Annotated in this window: 22 protein-coding genes; 12 read left to right on the plus strand and 10 right to left on the minus strand. The window is 74.8% G+C overall.

Going from position 1 to position 22979, the window contains the following annotated elements; translation table 11 throughout:
- Positions 1–7: 7 nt before the first annotated feature.
- Positions 8–1165 carry a sensor histidine kinase gene (locus Val02_RS01700; protein WP_239151444.1) on the plus strand — a complete coding sequence of 386 codons (1158 nt, stop codon included), beginning with the start codon at positions 8–10 and terminating at the stop codon, positions 1163–1165.
- A gap of 22 nt (positions 1166–1187) precedes the next feature.
- Positions 1188–1835, plus strand: coding sequence for a response regulator (locus Val02_RS01705; protein WP_275415531.1), 648 nt, complete (start codon positions 1188–1190; stop codon positions 1833–1835).
- On the opposite strand, the gene Val02_RS01710 is transcribed toward Val02_RS01705, so the two are convergent.
- Both Val02_RS01710 and Val02_RS01715 read right to left on the minus strand, forming a co-directional pair.
- Positions 1792–2418 (minus strand): DedA family protein, encoded by a 627-nt coding sequence (locus tag Val02_RS01710; protein WP_203897034.1) that lies wholly within the window; start codon positions 2416–2418, stop codon positions 1792–1794. The two genes, Val02_RS01705 and Val02_RS01710, sit on opposite strands and share 44 nt — an antisense overlap.
- Positions 2419–2601: 183 nt before the next feature.
- Positions 2602–4131 carry an endo-1,4-beta-xylanase gene (locus Val02_RS01715; RefSeq protein ID WP_239151454.1) on the minus strand — a complete coding sequence of 510 codons (1530 nt, stop codon included), beginning with the start codon at positions 4129–4131 and terminating at the stop codon, positions 2602–2604.
- 150 nt (positions 4132–4281) lie between these two features.
- Here Val02_RS01715 and Val02_RS01720 point away from each other — a divergent pair, with 150 nt between their 5' ends.
- Positions 4282–4899, plus strand: coding sequence for an MOSC domain-containing protein (locus Val02_RS01720; RefSeq protein WP_203897035.1), 618 nt, complete (start codon positions 4282–4284; stop codon positions 4897–4899).
- A 96-nt stretch (positions 4900–4995) separates the two neighbouring features.
- On the opposite strand, the gene Val02_RS01725 is transcribed toward Val02_RS01720, so the two are convergent.
- Positions 4996–5931 carry an NAD-dependent epimerase/dehydratase family protein gene (locus Val02_RS01725; protein WP_203897036.1) on the minus strand — a complete coding sequence of 312 codons (936 nt, stop codon included), beginning with the start codon at positions 5929–5931 and terminating at the stop codon, positions 4996–4998.
- 72 nt (positions 5932–6003) lie between these two features.
- Here Val02_RS01725 and Val02_RS01730 point away from each other — a divergent pair, with 72 nt between their 5' ends.
- Positions 6004–6453 carry a MarR family winged helix-turn-helix transcriptional regulator gene (locus Val02_RS01730; protein WP_239151473.1) on the plus strand — a complete coding sequence of 150 codons (450 nt, stop codon included), beginning with the start codon at positions 6004–6006 and terminating at the stop codon, positions 6451–6453.
- Here Val02_RS01730 and Val02_RS01735 read toward each other — a convergent pair.
- Complete coding sequence (locus Val02_RS01735; protein WP_203897037.1) at positions 6432–6878, minus strand: bacteriocin immunity protein; 447 nt, start codon at positions 6876–6878, stop codon at positions 6432–6434. The genes Val02_RS01730 and Val02_RS01735 overlap by 22 nt on opposite strands.
- Positions 6879–6910: 32 nt before the next feature.
- Here Val02_RS01735 and Val02_RS01740 point away from each other — a divergent pair, with 32 nt between their 5' ends.
- The 3 genes from Val02_RS01740 (at position 6911) to Val02_RS01750 (ending at position 11168) form a co-directional block, all read left to right on the plus strand.
- A complete protein-coding gene (locus tag Val02_RS01740) occupies positions 6911–7828 on the plus strand; it encodes a S41 family peptidase (RefSeq protein WP_203897038.1) in 918 nt (305 codons plus the stop codon).
- Positions 7829–7933: 105 nt separating this feature from the next.
- Positions 7934–9100, plus strand: a complete 1167-nt coding sequence (locus Val02_RS01745) for a hypothetical protein (RefSeq protein WP_203897039.1) — start codon at positions 7934–7936, stop codon at positions 9098–9100.
- Positions 9101–9110: 10 nt separating this feature from the next.
- Entirely contained in the window at positions 9111–11168 is a 2058-nt protein-coding gene (locus Val02_RS01750) for a HEAT repeat domain-containing protein (protein WP_203897040.1), read from the plus strand.
- Here the strand turns inward: Val02_RS01750 and Val02_RS01755 are convergent.
- On the minus strand, positions 11165–12118 hold the full coding sequence (locus Val02_RS01755; RefSeq protein WP_203897041.1) for a ketopantoate reductase family protein: 954 nt from the start codon (positions 12116–12118) through the stop codon (positions 11165–11167). The genes Val02_RS01750 and Val02_RS01755 overlap by 4 nt on opposite strands.
- An 83-nt stretch (positions 12119–12201) precedes the next feature.
- Between Val02_RS01755 and Val02_RS01760 the strand changes: the two genes are divergently transcribed.
- Positions 12202–12765: a TetR/AcrR family transcriptional regulator gene (locus Val02_RS01760; RefSeq protein WP_203897042.1), complete on the plus strand. Its 564-nt coding sequence runs from the start codon at positions 12202–12204 to the stop codon at positions 12763–12765.
- Here Val02_RS01760 and Val02_RS01765 read toward each other — a convergent pair.
- Positions 12731–13753 carry a DUF5937 family protein gene (locus tag Val02_RS01765; RefSeq protein WP_203897043.1) on the minus strand — a complete coding sequence of 341 codons (1023 nt, stop codon included), beginning with the start codon at positions 13751–13753 and terminating at the stop codon, positions 12731–12733. The two genes, Val02_RS01760 and Val02_RS01765, sit on opposite strands and share 35 nt — an antisense overlap.
- A 47-nt stretch (positions 13754–13800) precedes the next feature.
- On the opposite strand from Val02_RS01765, the gene Val02_RS01770 reads away from it, so the two are divergent.
- On the plus strand, positions 13801–14931 hold the full coding sequence (locus Val02_RS01770; protein WP_203897044.1) for an MFS transporter: 1131 nt from the start codon (positions 13801–13803) through the stop codon (positions 14929–14931).
- On the opposite strand, the gene Val02_RS01775 is transcribed toward Val02_RS01770, so the two are convergent.
- Complete coding sequence (locus tag Val02_RS01775) at positions 14891–15562, minus strand: response regulator (RefSeq protein ID WP_203897045.1); 672 nt, start codon at positions 15560–15562, stop codon at positions 14891–14893. The two genes, Val02_RS01770 and Val02_RS01775, sit on opposite strands and share 41 nt — an antisense overlap.
- Positions 15559–16857, minus strand: a complete 1299-nt coding sequence (locus tag Val02_RS01780) for a sensor histidine kinase (protein WP_239151485.1) — start codon at positions 16855–16857, stop codon at positions 15559–15561. The genes Val02_RS01775 and Val02_RS01780 overlap by 4 nt, the downstream gene beginning before the upstream one ends.
- Before the next feature lie 132 nt (positions 16858–16989).
- On the opposite strand from Val02_RS01780, the gene Val02_RS01785 reads away from it, so the two are divergent.
- Complete coding sequence (locus Val02_RS01785) at positions 16990–17829, plus strand: CPBP family intramembrane glutamic endopeptidase (RefSeq protein ID WP_203897047.1); 840 nt, start codon at positions 16990–16992, stop codon at positions 17827–17829.
- Here the strand turns inward: Val02_RS01785 and Val02_RS01790 are convergent.
- Complete coding sequence (locus tag Val02_RS01790) at positions 17822–18382, minus strand: hypothetical protein (RefSeq protein ID WP_203897048.1); 561 nt, start codon at positions 18380–18382, stop codon at positions 17822–17824. The genes Val02_RS01785 and Val02_RS01790 overlap by 8 nt on opposite strands.
- Positions 18383–18469: 87 nt before the next feature.
- Between Val02_RS01790 and Val02_RS01795 the strand changes: the two genes are divergently transcribed.
- Positions 18470–20305, plus strand: coding sequence for an ankyrin repeat domain-containing protein (locus Val02_RS01795; protein WP_203897049.1), 1836 nt, complete (start codon positions 18470–18472; stop codon positions 20303–20305).
- A 1-nt stretch (position 20306) separates the two neighbouring features.
- Positions 20307–22079, plus strand: coding sequence for a hypothetical protein (locus Val02_RS01800; protein ID WP_203897050.1), 1773 nt, complete (start codon positions 20307–20309; stop codon positions 22077–22079).
- On the opposite strand, the gene Val02_RS01805 is transcribed toward Val02_RS01800, so the two are convergent.
- A complete protein-coding gene (locus tag Val02_RS01805; protein WP_203897051.1) occupies positions 22048–22932 on the minus strand; it encodes a LysR family transcriptional regulator in 885 nt (294 codons plus the stop codon). The two genes, Val02_RS01800 and Val02_RS01805, sit on opposite strands and share 32 nt — an antisense overlap.
- Positions 22933–22979: the final 47 nt, after the last annotated feature.

Consider the following 22979-nt stretch of genomic DNA (forward strand, 5'->3'; position numbering starts at 1 on the left):
TGGCCGGGTGCGGGTGATCGGGACGGCCGTTCGGGCGGGCATCGGGCTCGGGCTGGGCGCGCTCACGGCCGCCGTGACGGTGGTCTGCCTCACGCTCGCCGGCGTCGTGCTCGCGCCCGCGCTGGCGTTCCCCCGGCTGCGGGCGGCGGTGCTGCGGATGTTCGCGCGGGGGGCGACGAACCTGGCCGGGCTGGACCAGGCGCGACTCGGCCGTTTCCTGGACGACCCCGAGGCCGCGGGCTTCCGGGGCTACGGGGCCGAACGCGCCATGGCCTACCTGGGCGTCCGGTGGCCGGTGGGCCTGCTCGGCGGGCTGATCCTGGTGCTGTCCGCGTACGGGGCCGGCAACGTGGCCTACGTCTGCTGGGTCTGGCTCGCCGGCGGCCGGCCGGACGGGATCGAGTTCGGCTGGCTGGTCGCCGCCTACATCGGGACGTTCACCGTGGTGCTGGCGTTCCTGGCGGTGCAGGGCCTGATCGGGACCGTGCGCATCGAGCGGAAGGTGGCGCGGCGGTTCCTCGGGCCGACCGCGGAGGAGGCGCTGCGGCGGCGGATCGAGGAGCTGTCCGTCAGCCGCGCGGAGGTGGTCGCCGCGGTCGACGCGGAGCGCCGCCGCATCGAGCGGGACCTGCACGACGGCGTGCAGCAGCGGCTGGTCGCCCTGGGGATGCTGCTCGGGCAGGCCCGGCGCAGCCCGGCCCGTTCGACCGAGCTCGTCACGAAGGCGCACGACGAGACCCGGCGGATCATCGACGAGTTGCGGGAGGTGGCGTGGCGGGTCTATCCCACGGCGCTGGACAACCTCGGGCTCGCCGACGCGCTCGCCCGGGTCGCGGAAAACTCCGGCGTCCCGGTCGAGGTCAGCTACGCGCTGCCCGACCGGCCGCCGCCGCGCGTCGAGGCCGCGGCCTGGTTCGTCGCGTCCGAGGCGGTCACCAACGCGACCAAACACGCGGCCGCCTCCCGCATCTCCATTTCCGTGGGAACGGAGGACAGCGGCGCGATCCGGGTCAGCGTGACCGATGACGGGCGCGGCGGGGCCGATCCGGACGGCAGCGGCCTGACCGGTCTCGCGCGCCGGGTCGCCGCGCTGGACGGCCGCTTCGACGTGCACAGCCCGGCCGGTGGGCCGACGACGGTGACGGCGGTGCTCCCGTGCGGGTGACGCCGAGTAACGGGGTGATGTCGTGTTCCGCGTGATCCTGGCCGAGGACTCGGCGTTGCTGCGCGACGGGCTGCGGCGGATGCTCACCGACGAGGGCTACGCGGTGGTGGCCGCCGTCGGGGACGGCGACGCGCTGCTGGACGCGGTGGCCGCGCACCCCGTCGACATCGTGATCGTGGACGTGCGGATGCCGCCGACGCACACCGACGAGGGCATCCGCGCCGCGCTGGAGATCCGCCGCCGGTGGCCGGAGACGGGCGTTCTGGTGCTCTCCCAGTACGTCGAACAGCGCTACGCCGTCGACCTGCTCACCGGCGCGAGCGCGCGGGTCGGCTACCTGCTCAAGGACCGGGTCGCCGACGTGGGGGAGTTCCTCGACGCGCTGGAACGGGTCGGTGCCGGCGGGACGGCGTTCGACCCGGAGGTGGTGCGCCAACTGTTGCGCCGCACCACCCACACGGATCCGCTCCGCAGTCTCACCCCGCGCGAACGGGACGTCCTCGCCGAGATGGCCCAGGGGCACAACAACGCGGCGATCGCCGGCCGGCTGCACGTGTCGCAGAGCGCGGTGGAAAAGCACGTCAAGGCGATCTTCGACAAGCTGGAACTGGGCCAGCTCGACGGGATCAGCCGTCGCGTGCTGGCTGTTTTGCGCTACCTCGGATCCTGAAGAGCACGAACGCCGCCACACCCATGCCGACGACCGCCAGCACCACCTTGGAGTAGAGCCCGACGGAGGACTCGACGAGGTGCCAGTTCTCGCCGAGCAGGTAACCCGCCAGGACGAACGTCGTGTTCCAGATCAGGCTGCCGAGCGTGGTGTACAGCAGGAACACGCCGAAGCGCATGCGTTCCACGCCCGCCGGCACGCTGATCAGGCTGCGGAAGATGGGGACCATCCGGCCCAGGAAGACCGCCTTGCCGCCGTGCCGCGCGAACCACGCCTCCGCCCTGTCCACATCGGACAGTTTGAGCAGCGGCATGCGGTCGACGACGGCACGCAGTCGTTCGCGGCCGATCAGCGCGCCGATCCAGTACAGGAGGACCGCGCCGGCGACCGACCCCGCCGTGGTCCAGACGAGCGCACCGGCGAGGCTCAGGTCACCCCGGCTCGCGCTGAACCCGGCCAGCGGCAGGATCACCTCGCTCGGCAGCGGCGGGAAGAGGTTCTCCAGGGCGATGAGCAGTCCCGCACCCGGTGCGCCGAGCGCCTCCATCACCGACACGGCCCACTCCGCCACACCGTTGCTCATGCGTTCAACGCTAGGAACGGATCTTGTGAGCCGGTATGCGGCCGACCGTAGAGAAACCTGTGGTTCACCACAGGGTCGCGGTCGACCGACCGGGATCAGCGGCTGGTGATCTACACCGCTGATCCCGACCGGTCCCTCCGCGGAGGCGCTGCGGCTACCGGCGATGCTCGGGCCGGCGCCCGGTCACGAGGCCGTGCAGGTGGCCGTCACCCCTGTCGCGGTGCCGGTGCCCTGGAAGCCGAACTCGGTGGACTGACCGGCGTTCAGCCGGCCGTTGTAGTTCACGTTGGCGAAGCGGACGGCGCCGGTGGTGCCGGTGTTGGCGGCGTTCCACGTGTTGGACACCGCGGCGCCGGACGGGAGCGTCATGCCGACGGACCAACCCGTTATGGCGCCCGAACCGGCGGTGACGCGGACCGTGGCGACGAAGCCGCCGTTCCACTGGTTGAGACTCACGGTCGCCGTGCAGCCCTGCGGCGCGGGGCTCGACGGGGGCGGCGGGCTCGACGGGGGCGGGCTGGACGGCGGGGCGCTCGACGGCGGTGCGCTGGACACCGGCGGGCTCGACGGCGGGCCGCTGGTCTGGCCCGGCTGGCGGCCGCGGTTCAGCTCCTCCAGCACGGCCGTGTAGGCCGCCTTCTTCTGGTAGTTGCCGTTGCCGCCGGTGAAGAGCAGGCCGCGTTCGGAGGAGCGCCACGACTCGCTGTCGGCGATGCCCCACACCGTGATGCCGGTGCAGCGGGCGACGTTCAGGCAGGCGCGCACCACCTTGCGGTAGTTCTCCGCCTGGCCCTGGCCGATGTCGTTGTTGCTCAGGTCGTCGTCGATGTCCAACTCCGACAGGTGCACCTCGACGCCCAGGTCCGCGAAGCGCTGGATGTTCGCCTGGAGGTCGTCGGTGATGATGCTGTTGGGGTTGTCGTTGAAGTGGCTCTGGAAGCCGACGCAGTCGATCAGCTTCTCGGAGCCCTGCGTGTAGGTGCGCACGATGTCGTAGAGCGCCTGCGCCTTGTTGTTGCGGGCGCCGCCGCGCACGGTCAGCCCCTCGACGTCGTAGTCGTTGATGCACAGCTTGGTGCTCAACCCGGCCGCCGCCACCGCCTGCTTCGCGGCCCGGAACGAGTCACGGATGTAGTCGGTGTCCGTGGCGTCGAAGTAGTCGCCGTCGCCGTTGGCGTCCCGGTCGAGCGTGTGCGGCCACTGGCCGCGCCGGGTGCCGGCGTTGTTGTCGGCGAGTGCCTCGTTGACGACGTCCCAGTACGCGACCCGGTTGCCCCAGCGGCGCAGGGCGTTGCCGATGAAGGTGTTCAGCGTCGCCTGGTTCGCGCCGTTGAGCTGACCGGCCTGCGAGTACCAGACCATCGTGTGGCCGCGCACCAGCATGCTGTTGTTCTGGGCGTAGTTGACCAGGGTGTCGGCGTTGCCGGTGTTCTGCACCGTGCCGTTCGGGCCGGCGATCGTCTCCGGCTTCATGTCGTTCTCCGGCGTCAGTTGACCGAACTCGCGCGCGACGGTGGCGTTCAGCCGGCCCGGCGACGCGGCGACGCCGAAGAAGAGGCCGGCCTGTGCGGCGGCGGCGCGCAACGTGTCGGCCGCCGCGGCCGGGCTCGGCGGCCCCGCGGCGACGGCGATCACGCCGCCCGCCAGAACGGTGGCGGCGGCGAGGGCGGCGCTGCGCCACCGGTGCCTGGTGTGACCCGGGATGACGGTCACGGGTGTGCTCCTTCTCGCTGGGTGGTGGTCCCGGGGGTACGCCCACCCTGGACAGCCGCGGCGCGCGCCGTCAACACATCGACCGCCGGCGACGCGCTGAGCTGCGATCACGGCTCCCCACCGCTGAACGTTTCTGCCACGATGGCCCCCATGCGCGTGGCGGAGCTGTGGCGGTACCCGGTGAAATCCGTCGGCGGCGAGCGGCTGACCGAGGCCGACGTCGGCCCCGACGGCATCACCGGCGACCGGACGACCGCGGTGCTCGACGCGCGGAACGAGGTCACCTGGGCCGGCGCGATCCCCGGACTGATGCGGGTCAGCGCGGCCGCCCTGCTCGCGCAGCCGGCGGAGACCCGCGCGCGGTGGCTCAGCGACGCCGTCGGCGAACCGGTCACCCTCGCCCCGCACGCGCCGCCCCCGATCGTGCACGTGCTGACCACGGCCTCCCTGCGCACCCTCGGGGCGGCGCTGCCGGACAGCGCGCTGGACCCGACGCGGTTCCGGCCCAACGTGGTGCTCGACGTCGACGGCCCGGGCTGCCCCGAACAGTCCTGGATCGGGCGGCGGCTGGAGATCGGTGCCGTGCGGCTGCGGTTCACCGAGGCGTGCGACCGCTGCGTGGTGATCACGAAGGAGACCCTGACCGTGCCGCCCGACCGCGGCGTGCTGCGCTGGGTGGCCCGCGAGTTCGGGAACGCGTTCGGGGTGTACGCGGCCGTGGAGACGCCCGGCCGGATCCGGGTGGGCGACGGGGTGCGCGTCGCCTGACAGCCGGTCCGGCTCGTGCGCCGTTCTTGCAGTTGTGGCGCCCGGGACGCCCGGTTTTGCCCCGTGGTGTCGCCACCACAACTGCAAGATCGTTGACTACCGGGGGTTTCCGGCGCGCAGCCACGCGACGTAGTCGGCCGCGGCGCGGGTGACGTCCCACTCCGGCCGGTAGCCGGTGTCCGCCTGTGCCCGGGTGATGTCCAGCGGGCTCCAGCTCGTCCCCGGGCCCTCGGGCAGGTCGATCCGGGCATCCGGCACGACCTCGCGGATGGCGGCGATCAGCTCGGCGTTGGTGGTGACCCGGCCGGTCGCGACGTTGTACGTGCGGTGGTTGAGGTGCCCGGCGAGCTGCAGCAGCGCGATCGCCCGGCCGCAGTCGCGCACGTAGCAGAGGTCGATCGCGTCGCCGGTGTGCGCCGGGGCCAGCAGCGTCGACAGGTCCGGGGCGGTGCCGCGTGCGGCGGCGTGCACGAGCTGCGGCGCGGGGAAGAACGGGTCGGCAAGGCGTCCGTTCGGGCCCCAGATCGCGGAGATCCGGTAGTTGACGATCTCCAGGCCGGTCACCCCCGCCAGGTGGTCGCCGAGCAGCTCGCCGATCTTCTTGAACGCCGGGATCACGTGCCCCGACGTCATCGGCAGCGGCAGGTCCTCGGTGAACCTCCCGGCGGTGACGCCGCCGTAGACCCCGATGGTGCTCGCGATGCCGAGCCGCCGGACGTCCCACTCCTGCGCGACCTGCACCAGGTTGAACAGTCCGCCCAGCGCCTTGCGGGCGGCCTCCACGGGCGCGTCGTCGGCGGGCGGCCAGGGCATCGAACCGGCGAGGTGCACGATGCCGGTGATCTTGTGGCGGGCGCCGACGGTGCGCAGGGCGTCCAGGTCGGTGATGTCGGCCCGCTCGGCGGTCGCGCCGTGCGGCAGGTCGGCGTCGGCGGCACGGCGCTGGACGAGTACGCACTCCTCGCCGAGGTCGAGCAGGGCCCGCACGGTGTGCGAGCCGATGAAGCCGAGCCCTCCGGTAACCAGGATCATCGGGGCGTCCTTTCTGTTTGCTGTGCTGATCGTCAGTACAGCTGACGGTCAGGCTAGCTATATGATCCGGTGGTGTCCAGTGGTCATGCGGCGAGCGGCCGGCTCGGTTATCTGCTCAAGCACGCCCAGTACCGGATGGCCGAGCTGAACGAGAAGGCGCTGACGCCGTTCGGGGTGGACGGGCGTGAGCTGGGCGTCCTGCTGGTCATCGCCGGACACGAGCCGCAGTCCCAGCAGCAGGTGGCGCAGCGGCTGGGCGTCGACCGCACGACGATGGTGGCCCTGCTCGACACCCTCGAACGCAAGGGACTGGTGGCGCGCCGGCCGCACCCGGAGGACCGGCGGCGCAACGTCGTCGAGCTGACCGGGGCCGGCACGGAGACGCTCGAGCGGGCCACCGAGGCGAGCGACCGGGCGGAGCGGGAGTTCCTCGCCCCGCTGGGCGAACGCGGCGCGCGGCAGCTGCGCGACGCCCTGCGCGCGGTGGTCCTCCCCGAGGGTCAGAGCTCGATCGGGCGGTAGCGGAGGGCCTCGTCGACGACGCGTTCGGGCGAGTCGTCGTCATCCGCGGGGTAGAAGATCAGGTCGGCGACCCGCGGGTGGACCACGTTCGCCTCCAGCAGCCGCAGGTAGAACTCCGCGTCGCCGCCGCCGTCCTGGACGCGGCGGACGATCTCGACCAGTTCGTCGCGGGTGATGTCGGGTACCCGGAGCCACGCCGGCCGGGCCACCTCGCGGGCGAACTCCGCCACCTCCCGCGCGTGCGCCGACGCCAGGAACTCCTCGGCCGTGTACACGTGGCCGGTGTCGGCGCGGAACGCCGCGAGTTCCGCGTCGGCGGGCAGGCCGTCGGCCAGCAGCGCGGCGATGCGCGTGATGGTCTCCGCGAGCGCGGCGACGCGGGCGGGTGTCACGGCCGGCGGGGTGAGCGCGGGACGCAGTTCCATCGGAGCATTGTGCCGTGATCTACGGTCGGGCGATGGGTTCCCTGACCGTCGGCGACGTCGCCGGCCGGCTCGTCGCCTGGTGCGACCGCCTCATGCCGCCCGACGAGCGCCGCGACGCCCTGATCGCCACCCTGCGCGCCGGCTTCGGCGGCGACGACCGCCCGGCGACCGCCGAACGCCTCGCCGAGGTCGAACGCCTCGCCTGGACCGTCTCCCGCCACGTGGCCCTCTTCCCCGACCCGCCCGCCACCGAGCCCCACCCGCCCGGCGATGAGCCCGACCCGGCCCGCACGGAAGCGGATCCGGCCGGCGAAGAGGCGCCCACCGCCGACGAACCCGCGTGGCCCCCGCCCGACCCGGACGACGTGCGGCGCCGCGCGGCGAACGTGACGCGGGTGGAACGCCTCCCCGACGGCACCGGCCTCCTGCGGATCGACGGCCTCGACGCGGTGGGCCTCGCGCAGCCCTACGTGGACGCCGCGTTCGGCCTGCTGCGCGGGGCCGGGCGCATCGTGCTGGACCTGCGCCGCAACGGCGGTGGCGACCCCGGCACCGTCGCGCTGATCGCCGGGTGGCTGCTCGGCGACGCCTCCGTCAAGCTCTCCGACGTGGTGTACCGCGACCGCGTGCGCCAGTGGTGGACCCCGGAGCGCCCGCCCGGAACGGCCCTGCGCCAGGACGTCGACGTGCTGGTCGGCCCGGGAACGTTCTCCTCGGGGGAGGCGCTCGCCTACCACCTGCGCAGCCGCGGGCGGGTCCGGGTGATCGGCGAGGCGACGCCCGGGGCCGCCGACCACGTGCTGCCGGTCCGGCTCGCGCCCACGGTGCTGGCCCACGTGCCGAACGCCCGCGTCGTCGACGCGGTCTCGGGCGGCAACTGGGAGGGCACGGGTGTGCCGCCCGACCTGCCGTGCCCGGCCGACGAGGCGCTGGACCGGGCGCTGGGCTGACACGGCCGGGTCCGCTGTCACCGTGACGGCGGGCGTGCCGCGGCTCGCTCCCGGCCGGCGACGCCGACCTGGGGCGACGGCCGCGTGGTTGAGTACGGTGCTCGCGTGACGGACTACGGCGCCCTGTTCCACGCGTACGGCCCCGCCACGGACACGCCCGGACACCTGGCCGCCCTCGCCGGCGACGACCCGGCCGCGCACAGCGCGGCGTTGCGGCACCTGCGTTCGGCCGTGATCCACCAGGGCACGCCCTGGACCGCCACCCCGCCGGCCGCGCTCGAGATCGCCGCGCTGGTCGGCGATTCCCGGCTCGCCGGCCCGGACCGGGCGGACCTCCGCGCGACCCTGCTCGACTTCCTCGCCGCCGTCGCCGAGGCGGGCGAGGGCGGCGGCGACCTGGAGGCGATGGCCGCGCCGCCCGGGGTCGACATCGACGCGCTGCTGGCCGAGGCGGTGGAGTCCGACGACGAGGAGGCGATCTGGGGCGACGAGGTGCTGGGCGGCGCGCTGTACGCCCGCGCCAAGCTCGGCTGTCGCGCGATCGTGCCGACCCTGCTGGCGACCGCCGTCTCCGCCCTCGCCGACCCCGAACCGGCCGTGCGGGCGGCCGCCGCGCACGCCGTGGGCGCCTGCGGCACGGCCGCGCCCGGCGACGTGCCCGTGCCGGCGGACGGTCCCGAGCGGAACGCCTGGCTGGGGGAGCGGCTCGACGCTCTCGCCGCGGCGGCGCGGGAGCCGCACGAGCGGGCCGCGCTCGTGCTCGCCGTCGGGGACCTCGGCCTGCGGCCGGCGCGGCATCTCGCCGACCCGCATCCCGGCGTGCGGGCCTGCGCGGCGCTCGCACCCGCGCTGGCCGGCGACCCGGCCGCCACCGCCGAGATCCTGGCCGCGCTCGCCGATCCGGCGGCCACCGACCGTTGGTTCGACCGCCGGCTCCCGCAGGTGCGCACGCGGCTGCGTTTCTCGCTGGTCAATGCGGCGATCGCCCGGGTCGAGGAGACCGACCGGCTGCTCCCGGCGGCGGTGGCCGTCGCGCGGATCGCCACGCTGTTCACCGTGGACGCCGAGTGGGGGCCGCTGCTGCGGGCGTTCTTCGCGGACGGGCCGGCCGAGCCGTTCACGGCGGCGCAGCGGCGGTATCTGGGCGCGCTCGTGGACAACGCGGACCTGTGGAACCCGGGGTTCGGCAACGCCGGGCTGGTGTTCCGGCGCGCCGGGCTGCCGTACGACCGGGAGGCGTGCCGGGCACTGGTGCACGGGGCCGGCCGGTAGGATCCCGCGGGTGGTTCTGGCGGGGCTCGACGATGTCGACTGGGCGGCGTTCGACGGGGCCTACGGTCCCTGCACGGAGGCGCCCGACATCCTGCGGGCCGTCGCGTCACCGGATCCGGAGACCGCGGACGAGGGGCGCTTCGAGATCGGTTCCAGCTTCTGGCACCAGGGCACCGTCTACCCGGTGACGCCGGAGGTGGTGCCGTTCCTGGTGGAGCTGGCCGCGACGCCGGGTGTGCACCAGCGGGACCATCTGTTGTGCACCCTGGGCGGGCTGTGCGACCCGGATCAGGTCGACGGCGCGCAGCGGGACGCGGTGCGGGCGGCCGTGGCCGTCCACAGTGGACCGTTCGTCGAGCTGCTCGCCGACCCGGACCCGCGGGTGCGTGCCGCCGCGGCCTACGCGCTGGCGTGGGCCGGGCCGCACGGGGCGGACGCGCTCGAGGCGCGGTGGGCGGTCGAGGAGGATCCGGCGGTGCGGGCCGCGCTGCTGCCGGGCCTGGCGATGCACGACCGGCGCGGCGCCGCGGACCGGCTGCGGGCCGTCGTCATGTCCGGTTCCGCGGTCGAACGGCTTTGTGCGGCTCACACCTACACCCGACTGGGCCTGACCGTGCCGGCCGAGGCGATGGGCCCGCTCGCGGAGGCGTTCGGCTCGGGCGTTCCCGCGTCCGGCCCCTGGTTCACCGCGCGGCAGCCGCTGGAGCAGTTGCTGCGCCACCTCGGGCCCGGGGCGGCGGACGCGCTCGTCGCGGCGGTGCTCGCCAGGACACCCGACGCGTCGCAGGTGCTCGGGGTGCTGGAGTCGTTCGCCCGGGACAACCGCGCGGCGGCGGCGAACGCGGCACGGCACGTGCGCACCTGTCTCGGCGCGGCCGATCCGCACGTGCGGGCGGCTGCCGCGCGGGCCGCGTACGGACTCGGCGAGGCGGCGGCCGGGGTCGCCGACGCGTTGGCCGCGTTCGCCGAGCGGCCCGACGCGGGGCAGGAACGCGGCACGGCCGTGGACACGCTGGTGCGGCTCGGGCATCCGGCGGCGCCCGCGCTGCTGGCGGCGGTGCTCGACGCCGGCGCGCAGCCCCGCCTCGCCGCCGGTGCGCTCGGCGCGATCGTGCCGGTCCCGTTCGACGGGGCACTGCTCGCGGCGGTGCGGCGCCGGCTGGCCGACCCGGCGGCGACCCGCCCGATGGGCATCATGGAAAGGTTGCAGGGCGGCAAGAACCTCCGCGACCTCGTGGAGCTGGTCGCCTCCTGGGGGCCGGCCGCGGCCGCCGCCGTCCCGGAGCTGCGCCTCGCCTGGAACGTCGAGCCGACCGCCGTGCCGGCCGCGCTGGCCGCCGTCGGGGCCGTCGACGCGCTGCCGGCGCTGCGCGAGCGGGCGCGCGGCGGCGACGTTTCCTGCGGGCACGCGGTGCTGCGGCTGACCGGCGACCCGGCGGACCTCCTGGCGGCCGCGCGGGCCGCGCTGGACCGGCCGCCCCGCCCGGACATCGGGTACCGGCTGCGCCTGCTCGCCGACGCCGGGCCGGCCGCCGCACCCCTGCTGCCCACCGTGCGATCGTTGGTGGCCGCGTCCGGGGACGACCACGACAGCCGCCGGCTTCGGGTGCACGCGGCACGGCTGGAGTGGTCGTTGACGGGTGACGCGCAGCCGCTGGTGCCGGTGCTCCGCACCGTGCTGCGCGGGCTCGACCACGTCGCGTCGGCGGCGGCCGAGCTGCTGGCGGAGTTCCCCCCGGAGTCCACTGTGGACGCCGCACCGCTGTTGCGCACGATGCTCGCGATCCGGCGGCCGCACCAGACGGTCGCCGCGGCACACGCGCTGCGCCGGCTCGGTGCCGGTCCGGACGAACTCGCCGGGCCGCTGCTGGACGCGGCCGGTCAGGGCAGCACTCCGGCGGTGCGCCTGCTCGTGGCGCTGGACGCCCGGGACGCCGCGCCCGCCCTGGCCGCACTCGCCGCGCAGGAACGCCGGGTCGTGCGCGACGGCGGCTATCACGACCTGCCGTGGGAGGACGACCGGTTCCGGCGGGTGGTGCGCGAGGCGGTGGCGGCGCTCGGCGGCTAGCTCTTGCTCCCGGCGGCGAAGTAGGGCTCGGCGGCGGCCAGTCGCGGCACCTCCACGCCCAACCGGCGCGCCTCGGCCAGGGTGTCGCGGCAGACGGCGCGCAGTTCCTCGGGGTTGGCGTGTGCCTCCATCACCATCCGCACCGGCTTGAACCGCCCGAACAGGAGGGCGAGCGCCGGCGCCGTCACGCACACCGGCGCGCGGAAGAGCAGCAGGTCGCCGCGGTGCCGCCGCAGGTCGACACCGCGCGCCTCGACCAGCGGCAGCAGTTCGCGGGTGGCGAGCACCATCTCGCGAACGCTGTGTCGCGCACCGGCCATCTTGCCGAGCGAGCCCAGTCGGAGGCTCTGCGTGTGCATGCCCGCGTTCTGCACGAAGTGGAGGGCGAGCCAGCCGCGGAAGTCCTCCCGCTCCTGGATCCGGAACCGGGCCGCGCGGAACGCGTCGCGCACCGCCCGTTCGCGGGCGGTCGGCGGCCGGTCGAGGGTGCCGAAGAAGACCACGGGCAGCAGGGAGCCGTGCAGCACGCCGTCGTCGTCGAAGCCGCCGCCGGCACCGGGGAAGCCCCACGCCACCCGGTCGGCGGGGAGGGCGTCGATCGCCGTCAGCGGCTCGGTCCAGAGGTTGTTGAAGACGAGCACCGTGGCGTTGCCCACCCGCGGCCCGAGGAACCGCGCCGCCGCCGGGAAGCCGTAGTGCTGGACGCTCAGCACGATGAGGTCGAAGTCGTGGTCCGGCTCCAGCGTCTCGCGGTAGCGCACGGGCCACCGTTGGGTCACCGGCTCGCCGCGCCACCTGCGCCGGGTGTCGAGCAGGTCGAGATCGATCGCGTCGCCGTACTGCGCCGCGCGCCCCGGCCGCACGTAGAACTCCACCTCGTGACCGGCCCGCTCCAGGGCCCACCCGTAGATCGCGGCGATGACGCCCCGGCCGAACATCAGGATCTTCACGCCGCACCTCGTGCCTATAATTGGAGATCGTCTCCACTTCGACGATATGGAGACTGTCTCCACTTGTCAACGGGAGGTGTCGCATGACCGCCGACAAGCCGCTGCGCGCCGACGCCCGGCGCAACCGCGACGCCCTGGTCGCCAAGGCCCGGGAGGTCTTCGCCGCCGGCGGCTACGACCTGCGCTTCGACGACTTCGCGCAACTGGCCGGCGTCGGCACCGGCACGCTCTACCGTCACTTCCCCACCCGGGAGGCCCTCGCCGAGGCGGTCTACCAGGAGGAGATCACCGCGATCTGCGCCCGCGCCGACGAGCTGCGGGCCACCCTTCCCGGGGCGGACGCGCTCGCGGCCTTCCTGCGCGGCCTCGTCGACTACCTGTTCTCCAACGAGGGCCTCGCGCGGACGCTCGCCGCGGTCATGGCGACCCGGGACGAGGCCATGGCCGAAGGCGGCCGGGCGATGCACCGCGCGGTCGCCGACCTGCTGGCCGCGGCCGTCGCCGACGGCGGCATCCGCGACGACATCGGCGCCGCGGCCGTGCTGATGGCCATGCATGGCATCTTCGTCGCGCACGGCGAGCCGGCCGGCCGGGACCAGGCGGGCGAGGTGCTCACCCTGGTGCTCGACGGGTTGCGCGCGCGGTAGGGGGCGCCGCTGCGGCGGGATCCAGCAGGGCCAGGCCGCGTTCGGTGGTCAGGTACAGGACGGCGCGGCCGGTGCGCTCGCCCGCCACGAGGCCGCTGTCCCGCAGCACCGCCAGATGCTGGGACACCGCGCTCGGGGTGACGTTCAGGGCGCGGGCCAGATCCGTTGTGGTGGCGGGCGAGCGGAGCGCCTCCAACAGGCCGGCGCGCGGGCGTCCCAACAGGCGGACAGCGCTGCCGGGCACGGTACGGGTGCCGGCGCTCCAGAGGGCGCCGGCGCCGCGGGCGGGGTAGCGCACGGTGGTCCGGGTGGTCGTTCTGCCTTTGACGAGAACGCCCGCAGGGCCGAGCACCACCGGCAGCAGCACCAGGCCGCCCGCCGCCGTCACGACGCGGTCGGGGCCGGGGTGCGCCACCGTCAGCACGCCGTCCCGCCAGGAGACGTCGGGATGCAGGTCGGCGAAGAGGCGTTCGGCTCCGCCCCGGGCCAATTGTCTTGCACGGTAAGCGATGTCGGCGTCGAGAACGGCGCGCAGGCGCTGCCAGTGCGGCGCGATGAGGCGTTCCCACGAGGAACGCAGCTCCGCCGCGACGGCGCGCAGGCCGGCGGCGGGACGCGAACTCAACGCGGACGCCGCCTCCGGCAGATCGTCGCCGAAGACGCGGCGGAGGCTGGCGCGCACCTGCCGCGCGGTGGTGCGGCGCATGGCGGCCAGCTCCCCGTCGATCGTCGTGCCCGGCCCCTCCGGCGCGGGGAGCAGGAACTGCGGCCAGCTCGGCCGGTCGTTGACGATCAGCGGCCAGGTGCCCGGGAGCGCGAGCGGCCGGCCGGCGATCTCCTCGGTGGCCCAACGGATCCAGCGCAGGCTGGTCGCCTGCCGGCCGCGCCCGCCCAGCAGTTGCAGGCCGCTGATCGTCTCGGACAGCGGCGAGACGGCGAACCGCGTGCGGGCGAGGTCCGCCACCTCCAACCGGACGGATGTAGCCATGGGCTCAATCATGTCGCCCCGGCGCACCGCGGCCCAGGATTCCCGGCATGCGTCGACTGTGGTGGGCCACCGGTGTCAACAGCGTGGGGGACGGGGCGAGCGCGGCGGCGGTTGCGTTGCTGGCGGTCGGGGCCACCGGGGATCCGCGGCTGGTGTCACTGGTGGCGGCGGCCGGGTACCTGCCCTGGCTGCTGCTGTCGCTGCCCGCCGGTGCGCTGGTCGACCGCCACGAACGGGTCGGGCTGATGTGGCGGGCGCAGGCCGTTCAGGCGGCCGTCGCCGGTGTGCTGGCCGGGCTGGCGCTCACCGGGCACGCGAGCGTGGCGGTGCTCGCCGTGGGGGCGTTCGCGCTCGGGGCGTGTGCGGTGGTGGCCGAGAACGCGGCGCAGGCCCTCCTGCCGGCCCTGGTGCCGAAACCGTTGCTGCACAGGGCGAACGGGCGACAGGCCGTCGCGCTCACCGTCGGGCGGCAGTTCCTCGGGCCGCCGCTCGGCGGGCTGCTCGGCGCCGGTGCGCTGGTGGTGGACGCGGTGTCGTTCGCGGCGTCGGCGGCCATCGTCAGCGGCCTGCCCCGCCCCGAACGTCCACAACGGACGCGTGTGCGGCTGCGGCACGTGCACCCGCTGGTGCGCACCCTCGCCGTGCTGCTGGGCGTCAACACGTTCTGCTTCCAGCTCGGCAACGTCACCCTCGTCCTGCTCGCCACGCGGGAACTGCACCTCGGCCCGCGCGGCTACGGGTGGCTGCTCGCCGGGGCCGCGTGCGGGGCGCTGCTCGGCGGACCGGCCGGCGCATGGCTCGTCGCCCGCCTCGGCTCGCTGCCGGCGCTGCTCGGCTCCCTCGCGACCGCCTCCGTCGGCTACGTCGCCGTCGGGTTCAGTCCACACGCGACAGTCCTCTGTGGACTGCTGGCGCTCACCGGGTTCGCCGCCACCGTCTGGAACGTCGTCACCGTCAGCCTGCGCCAGGAACTCGTGCCGCCGGAGCTGCTCGGCCGGGTCAACGCCGCGTACCGGACGATCGGCTGGGGGCTGATCCCGCTGGGGGCGCTGGCGGGCGGGTTCGTGGCGCACGAGTGGGGCGTGCGAACGGCCTACCCGGTGGCCGGCGCGCTGCGCGCACTGGCGCTGCTCGCCGCTATCCCGGCCCTTCGGGCCCGCGTTCGCGCAGATACGTGAGCACGGCGAGGACCCGCCGGTTGGTGTCGTCGGTCTGCGGCAGGTCGAGCTTGGCGAGGATGTTCCCGACGTGCTTGCCGATCGCCGCCTCGGACAGGCTCAGCGTGCGGGCGATGGCGGCGTTCGAGTGGCCCTCGGCGACCAGTGCGAGCACCTCGCGTTCCCGCGCGGTCAGCCGGGTCACCGGGTCGATCCGCCGCCCGAGCAGGCGCCGCACCACCTGCGGGTCGATGACGGTGGCGCCGCCGACGACCCGCCGCAGCACGCCGGCGAACTCCGCCACGTCCACCACGCGGTCCTTCAACAGGTAGCCGACGCCGCGCCCGTCGGCGGAGTCGAGGAGTTCGGCCGCGAAGCCGTGCTGCACGTACTGGCTCAGCGCCACGACGGCCAGCCCCGGATCCTCGCGCCGCAGCCGCACCGCCGCCCGCAGCCCCTCGTCGGTGAAGGTGGGCGGCATCCGGATGTCCGTCACCACCAGGTCCGGCCGGTGCGCGGAGACCGCCTCCAGCAACGCCTCCGCGTCACCGACGGCGGCCACCACGCGGAACCCGAAGCGTTCCAGCAGTCCGGCGAGGCCCTCGCGGAGCAGCACGCCGTCCTCGGCGAGCACCACCTCGACCGGCGTCATGACGGCAGTTCCACGCGCAGCAGCGTCGGGCCGCCGGCCGGGCTGGACAGCAGCATCCGCCCGTCGGCGACGGCCACCCGGTCGGCCAGGCCGGTCAGTCCCGTGCCGCGCGCCGGATCGGCGCCGCCGCGGCCGTCGTCGCGGATCTCGACCACGAGGCGGTCGACCTCCCCGGTCGCCGTCACGGACGCCGACGACGCTCCACTGTGGCGGGTCACATTGGTGAGCGCCTCCGCGACCACGAAGTACGCCGTCGCCTCGACGTGGTCGGGCAGCCGTGCGGGGAGCGCGGCGTGCACCGTGACGGGCAGGCCGGCGCGGTCGGCGAGTTCGCGCAGCGCGGCCGGCAGGCCGAGCTCCGTCAGGGTCTGCGGGCGGATGCCGTGGATCAGCTGACGCAGTTCTTCCATCAGTTCCTTGGCCTGCCTGTGCGCCGAGTCGACCGCGCCGGCCGCGGGCGTTCCCTCCGGCAGGTCCAGCTTCGCCATGCCCAGCTGCAGGGTCAGGCCGACCAGCCGCTGCTGCGCGCCGTCGTGCAGGTCGCGTTCGATGCGCCGGCGTTCGGACTCGAAGGCGCCCGCGAGTCGTGCCCGGGAGCGGGACACCTCCACGAGTTCGGCGCGCAGCGCCGCCCCCGGGCCGGCACCGAGCAGGGCCCGCGCCGCCGCCCCGTGCGCTCCGGCGGTGATCGCCAGCAGATAGGGAACGGCGGGCAGCGCCGCGACGCCCGCGATCGAGTACGGCACCGCCTGCGCCGGGGTGACGATCGTCGCGACGCCGAACGTCACCGGGCCGTCGCCCACCAGCACCGGCGCCGCGATGCAGACGACGATCAGCATCAGCGCCACGAACACCAGCCCGTACAGCAGCGGCACCAGGGTGACGAGAACGGCCGCGTACGCCAGTTCCCACGAAGGCCTCGCACCGCCGTAGACGGACCGCAGCCACGGTCGCAGGCCGGCCTCGACGGGCCCGGGCATCGCCGGCAGCGGCCGGTCGTCGACGAGCCGCAGCCGGAACCGCTCCACAATGGACAGTGGCCGCGCCACCAGCGGGCCGCCGCCGGCGACCAGCAGGAAGCCCAGCACCAGCAGCACCGACGCCTCCACCGGCGAGGTGTCCCCTGTGGACAGTCGCCGGAACAGCACCGCCCACGGCAGCATGAACAGCGCGATCGGAACGCCCGCGGCGAACGCCACCGGCACGGTGGTCAGCAGGTAGGCGACGGAACGCCACGGCCACGGCGTCAGGACGAACCCCTTGCGCCGTACGGAGAGCAACGCGGTGAGAGCCACGCCGACGACGCTAATCGCCGGCCTCCGCGCCGACCAGCACCCCACGCATAGCGTCAGGGTAGGGCTGGCTATACCCGGATTCGACCACTGAGCGTAGTGAACATCCGGCGCCGCTCCGCTGTGCTGTGCGGCGTGAGAAGACATCCGCTGCTGGCGTACTTCGCCCTCTCCTACACCGTCACCTGGCTCGCCTGGCTCCCGTACATCCTGTCCCGCAACGGCATCGGCGCGCTTCCGTTCCGGGTGCCCGACGTGCTCGGCAGCTCCCAGACGCTCGGCATCCTGCCCGGTGCCTACCTCGGGCCGGTACTGGCGGCGTTCGTCGTGACGGCCGTCGCCGACGGGCGGGCCGGGTTGCGCCGGTGGGCCGCCCGGCTGGTGCGCTGGCGGGTGAGCGTCCGCTGGTACCTGGCCGTGCTGTTCGCGGTGCCGGCGGTGTGCGTGCTCGCCACGCTGCCGCTGGGCGTCCTGCCGCGCGTGCCGTCCCTCGGTGTGCTCGCGGCGTACCTGCCGCTGCTGGTGCTGCAGTTCCTCACGACCGGCGTCGCCGAGGAACCGGGCTGGCGCGACTTCGCCCAACCCCGGCTGCAGGCGCGCTACGGGCCGCTCGCCGGCTCGCTGATCCTCGGGCCGCTGTGGGGCGCCTGGCACCTGCCGCTCTTCCTCACCGAGTGGGCCGGCTGGCCGGACGTCGACTGGGCGATGGCGGCGGAGTTCATCGGCGGCGCGGTACTGCTGAGCGTCGTCATGACGTGGGTGTTCAACCGCACCGGCGAGAGCCTGCCGCTGATCATGCTGTTCCACGCGAACGTCAACACGGTCTTCTCGCTGCTGTGGGCGGAGATGTTCCCGTCGCTCGATGCGTTCGCGGACTCGCTGCACGCGCTGGCGATCGGGGCGGGTGCGGCGGCCGTGATCCTCGTCGTGACGACGCGAGGGCGGCTCGGCGCACCCGCCCGGCCCGCTACTTGAGGTACTTCTCGGCCTCGACACACTCCTTGGGGCCGGTCACCTTGACGAAGCCGCGCGTCTCCACCTGGGCGCCCTCGGGCAGTACCGCGCCGTCGGGCAGGTCGTTGAGGACGGCCTCCAGTTGGCGTTCCATCTCGGCGTACATGCGCACGCACTTCTGGATCTGTTCGTAGCCCTTGGGGTCGAGCGCCTTCGCCTCCAGGTCGGCGACGCGGCGTTCGAGGTCGGTGCGCTTGGCGCGGGCGTCGTCGAGCTGGCCGCGCAGGTCGGCCGCCTGGGTGGAACGCGCGGCCAGGTCCCGCTTCGCGTCGGCGACGGCGCCGCGTTCGCGTACGTACAGGACGGTGGTGACGACGGCCAGCACGGCGAGGAGGGCGCAGGCGACGCGCAGGGCGAGCAGCCGGCCGCCCCGTTGCCGCGCGCCGGCGGCCACCGGCGCCGCAACGGGCGACTGCGGCCCGTCCGCGGCGCCCGGCTCCGCGGCTCCGTCCGGCTCCGGCTTGTCGGCCCGCGGCTCCTGCTGCTGCACGCCGTCGTCCTGCGGCTCACTCATCGGTCGATCCCTCCCGTAACTGCGGCGGATTGTGTCACGGTGGCGTTCGGGGCGGTGCCCGTCGTGCGGCCGGGCTAGCGTGGCCGCGTGGACGCACACGTGAACGCCCGTCGATACGGCCTTCCGGTGTGGATGTACGAGCGCGCCACCGAACGCCGTCTCGCCGGCGACCGGCGCGGCGCGTGCGAGGCGGCCCGCGTGGACGTCGCGATCGACCTCGCCGGCGTGCACCGGGCGCACGGCGCGGCGGTGGCGCAACGGCTCGAGGACGACCTGCGGCACCTCGTCCCCGATCTGCTGCGCTGGCACTTCCCCCGGGACGACGCGGGGCTGCTCGGCGGCGCGACGGTGCGCCTGGCCTGCTACGGCCGGCACCTCGACCTGACGGCGTGCCGGTCCCGCACCCGCCCGCACCGCATCTCGGTGTACCTCGGGATATCGCTGATGTTCCGCCCGGACGACCAGGACTGGCTGGATCTGCGGCCGCTGTGGGACTCCCGGCACACCGACCGGCTCCGGCACCGGATCGGCGGCGGGGACCGGACGCCGTTCTTCCACCGCGACGGCACGCCGCTCCCGCCGGACGCCCTCCCGCCGGCCGATCCGGGGCGGTCCGCGGATCCGGCGGCCCGGGCCGAGTGGACGGCGCTGCTGCACGAGTCCGGCGAGACGTCGCGGGCCTGGCAGGACGCCGGTTTCCGGGTATCGCTGGCGGTGCCGCGCAGGTCGACGGCCCGGTTCCACGCGGCGAACGCGCGGACCCCGGCGCAAAAGTGGGCGCTGGTGGGCGATCCGCGGGTGGCGTTCACCGCGGTGGCCGCACGCGTCGCCGAGCTGCCCGAGGGCGAACGGCTCACCATCGTGGCGCCCGGCAACACCTACGTCTTCGGGCTGGAGCTGGGTCGCGAGGGGCGGCAGCCGTTCGTGCGCCTGGACGCGTCGCCGCCGACCGGCACCGGCCGGATCCCCCGTGCGCTGTGGGAACGGCCGCCGTATCTGGACCTGCTGCGCGCCGGGCAGCTGACGCCGGAGGGGCTGCACCCGTTGGTGCGCACCGCCCTGTTCCCGGAGCATCCGGCGCCGCCGGAGGTGTACCGGCCGCCGCCGGCCGACGTTGCGGCGCTGCCGCTGACCGTGCGGGTGCCGTGCTCGGGGACGGAGCACGAGGTGACGTTCGCCGGTGGTGGCGTGCGGCCGGCCGCGCACAGCGCCGACGAGATCGCGCGGGAACGCACGGTGGTGGCCCTCGGCGGCGCGGCGAACGGCTGCGTGACGGCGATCGACCGGTGGCGCGGCATCCCGCCGGAACGCCCGCCGGGCCCGGTGCGCACCCGGCGTCGGGCCGCTCCCGAGCCACCGCCGGCGCGGGAGGAAATTTCCGCGGTGCGGTCACTACGCGATCACGCGCTGTTGCTTGCATTGCACGGTGACGGCCCGGAGTTCGCGCGGCTGCTCGACGCCGGGCTGGATCCGACCGTCGTGCGCACTCCGGAGGGGCACGGCGTGCTGCACCTGGTCGCCGCCTTCGACGTGCCGGACGGGCCGGTGCTGGTGCGGCGTCTCGTCGGCGGAGGCATGGACGTCGACGCGCGCGCCGGGGACGGTTCCGTGGCGCTGCTGTCCGTCATCCGGGCGGGCGGCGCGTTCGACACCGTGCGGGCGTTGCTCGACGCCGGTGCCGACCCGACCGCGTGCGACCGGTCCGGGGCGACGGCGCTGCACGCGATGTGCGAGGCGCTCGGACCGGACAGTGCCGCACTCGCCCGGCTGCTGATCGACGCGGGTGCGCCGGTGGCGACGCGCGGTGGCCGGTGGGGCTACCCGCCGCTGGCCGAGGCCGAGCAGCGCAGGGCGCCGGCGGAGGTTCTGGAGATACTGCGCGCGGCGGCGGTCGCTGAGGCCACCGGCCGCGGGCGGGTCTGACGTGGACGGCCACCTGCTCGCCCGCCGCTACGGACTGCCGGCGTGGATGTACGAACGCGCCACGCAACGCCGCCTCGCCGGCGACTGGCGCGGCGCGTGCGACGCGGCCCGCGTGGACATCGCGTTCGACCTGTCCACAGTGGACGGAGCGGTTGCCGGGCCGCTGGCGGAGGATCTGCGGCACCTCGTTCCGGACCTGCTGCGCTGGCATTTCCCCCGGGGCCGGCACGGGATGCCGAGGACCGGCGCCGTCCGGCTCGCCACCTACGGCCGGCGGGTCGACCTGGTGGCGTCGCGCGACTTCGAACGCCCCCACCGGCTCGTGCTGCGCCTGCAACCCCACCCGGGGGCGTCGTGGCAGTTCGCGGACTGGGTGGAACTGCGGCACACCTGGGACCTGCGGCACACCGACGCCTATCGCCGGCACGTCGGCGGCGGCGACCGGGTGCCGTTCTTCCGCCGGGACGGCACCCCGCTCACCGCGGCGCGGCTGCCCGGCTCCTGCCCGGACGGCTCGGACCCGGTGCGGCTGGCGGAGTGGACGGCGCTGCGGCAGGAGGCGGGCGAGACGATCGAGGCGTGGCGGGACGCCGGGTTCGACGTGTCGGTGGCGCGGCCGCCCGGCACGCCGGATTGGCACGACTTCGACGCCTGGTCGCCGACCGAGCGGTGGGCGCTGGTCGACGACCCACGGGCGATGGTCACGATGCTGGCCGAACGGGTCGCGCGGCTGCCCGACGGCGCGGAACTGTGCGTCCTGGCCGAGTCGCGGACCGTGCCGTACTGGCTGGCACTGGGGCGACGCGACGGCCGGGCGTCGGCGACCCTGCGGCAAGGGGTGCCGCCGGAGGCGGGGCGGCTCGCCGTCGCCGCCTGGGTCCGCCCGCTCGACCTGGAACTGTTGCGGGACGGGCGATTGGCGCCGGAGAACCTGCACCCGCTGGTGCGCGCGGCGTGGTTCCCGGAGCATCGGGCGGCGCCGGACGTGTACCGCCCGCCGGTGGCACCGGTGCCGGCGCTGCCGCTGACGGTGCGGGTGCCGTGTGGCGGCACCGAACACGACGTGATCCTCGCCGACGGCGCCGTCGTACCGGTCGCCCACACCGCGACGGAGATCGAGCGCGAAGCCGCGTTCGCCGCGCTCGGCGGCCCCGTGGCCGGCTGCGTGGCGGCGACGACCGCCTGGCGCCGGCCGCACCCGGAGTCTCCGGACGAGCCGCCGACGGGCCCGCCGGACCCGGAGCCGGTGCGCGAGCTTCGCCGGCATGCCCTGTGCGCCGCGTTGCACGGCGACGCGCGCGAACTGCACCGGCTGCTCGACGCCGGGCTGGACCTGTCGATCGCGCGCACCCGGACCGGAGTGACGCCGCTGCACCTCATCGGCGGGGTCGAACCGGTCGACGTGGATGCCCTGGTCCGTCGCCTCGTCGCTGCCGGGGCGGACGTGAACGCCGCCGCGTGGGGCGGGGCGACGCCGCTGCTGACCGTGGTGCGCGAGGGCGGCAGGCGCGACCTGGTACGGCTGCTGCTCGACCTGGGTGCGGACCCGACCGCGACGGAGCGCGGCGAGAACGCGCTGCACCTGGTGTTGCGCGTCGGCGGCCCGGACGACGCGGTACTGACCCGAATGCTGATCGACGGCGGTGTGCCCCTGGACGCGCGGGAGCCGTTGGGCCGCACGCCGGCGGATTACGCCCGCAGGCCCAGGCCGCCGGCGGAATCGGCACGGGTCGTGCTGGAGGCTACGGAGTCGTTCCGGCGAGAAGGGAGATGAGGGCGCGGGCGGCGGCGCCGGGCGGACGGTCCGTGGGCACGGCCAGCGAAACCGGCCAGGTGAGGTCCGCCCCGGTGACGGTCAGGACGTGGACGCCGGTCGGGTCGTCGAGGACGAAGCGGGGCAGCAGCGCGATGCCGAGCCCGTGCCGCACGTGGTCGACGCCCGTGGCGATGTCGGTGATCTCGATGGTCACCCGCCGCCGCACCCCGGCGGCCGCGAAGGCCCGGTCCGCGACCGACCGGTTGCCGTAGCCGACCGGCGAGTCGATGAAGTCGAGGCCCGCCAGCTCCGCGATGCCCACCGACGTCCGTCCACAGAGGACATGATCCGGGGGAACGGCCAGAGCCAGCTCGGAGGTGGCGAGTTCGCTGAGCGTCACGCCGGACGGTGCGGCGCCGGGCAGCGACACCAACGCCACGTCGAGCCGCCGTTCGGCGAGCGCCTCGACGAGTCCCCGCGAGCCGGACGGGGCGGCCGTGGTGCGCAGCAGCACGTCCGGGTGCCGCCGGTGGAACTCGCCGAGCAGCGCCGGCAGGTCGATCAGCCGCACCGACTGCATGACGCCGATGCGCACCGTGCCGCGCAGCCCGCCGCGCACCTCGGCGACGGCGTCCCGGGCGTCGCGGGCGGCGTCGAGGGCGGCCCGCGCGCGGGGCAGCAGGGCGGCACCGGCGTCGGTCAGCAGCACGCGCTTGGCGTTGCGGTCGAGCAGGCGCGCGCCGAGTTCCCGTTCGAGCGCCTTGACGGCGGCCGACACGGCGGACTGAACGACGTGCAGCCGGGCGGCGGCGCGGGTGAAGTGCTGCTCCTCGGCGACGGCGACGAAGTACTCGAGCTGGCGCAGTTCCACCCGGCAAGTATCACTTCTCTTGATGCTTGTGAGCTGTGATTTTCGTT

The sequence above is a fragment of the Virgisporangium aliadipatigenens genome (assembly GCF_016863615.1).
Lineage (GTDB): Bacteria > Actinomycetota > Actinomycetes > Mycobacteriales > Micromonosporaceae > Virgisporangium > Virgisporangium aliadipatigenens.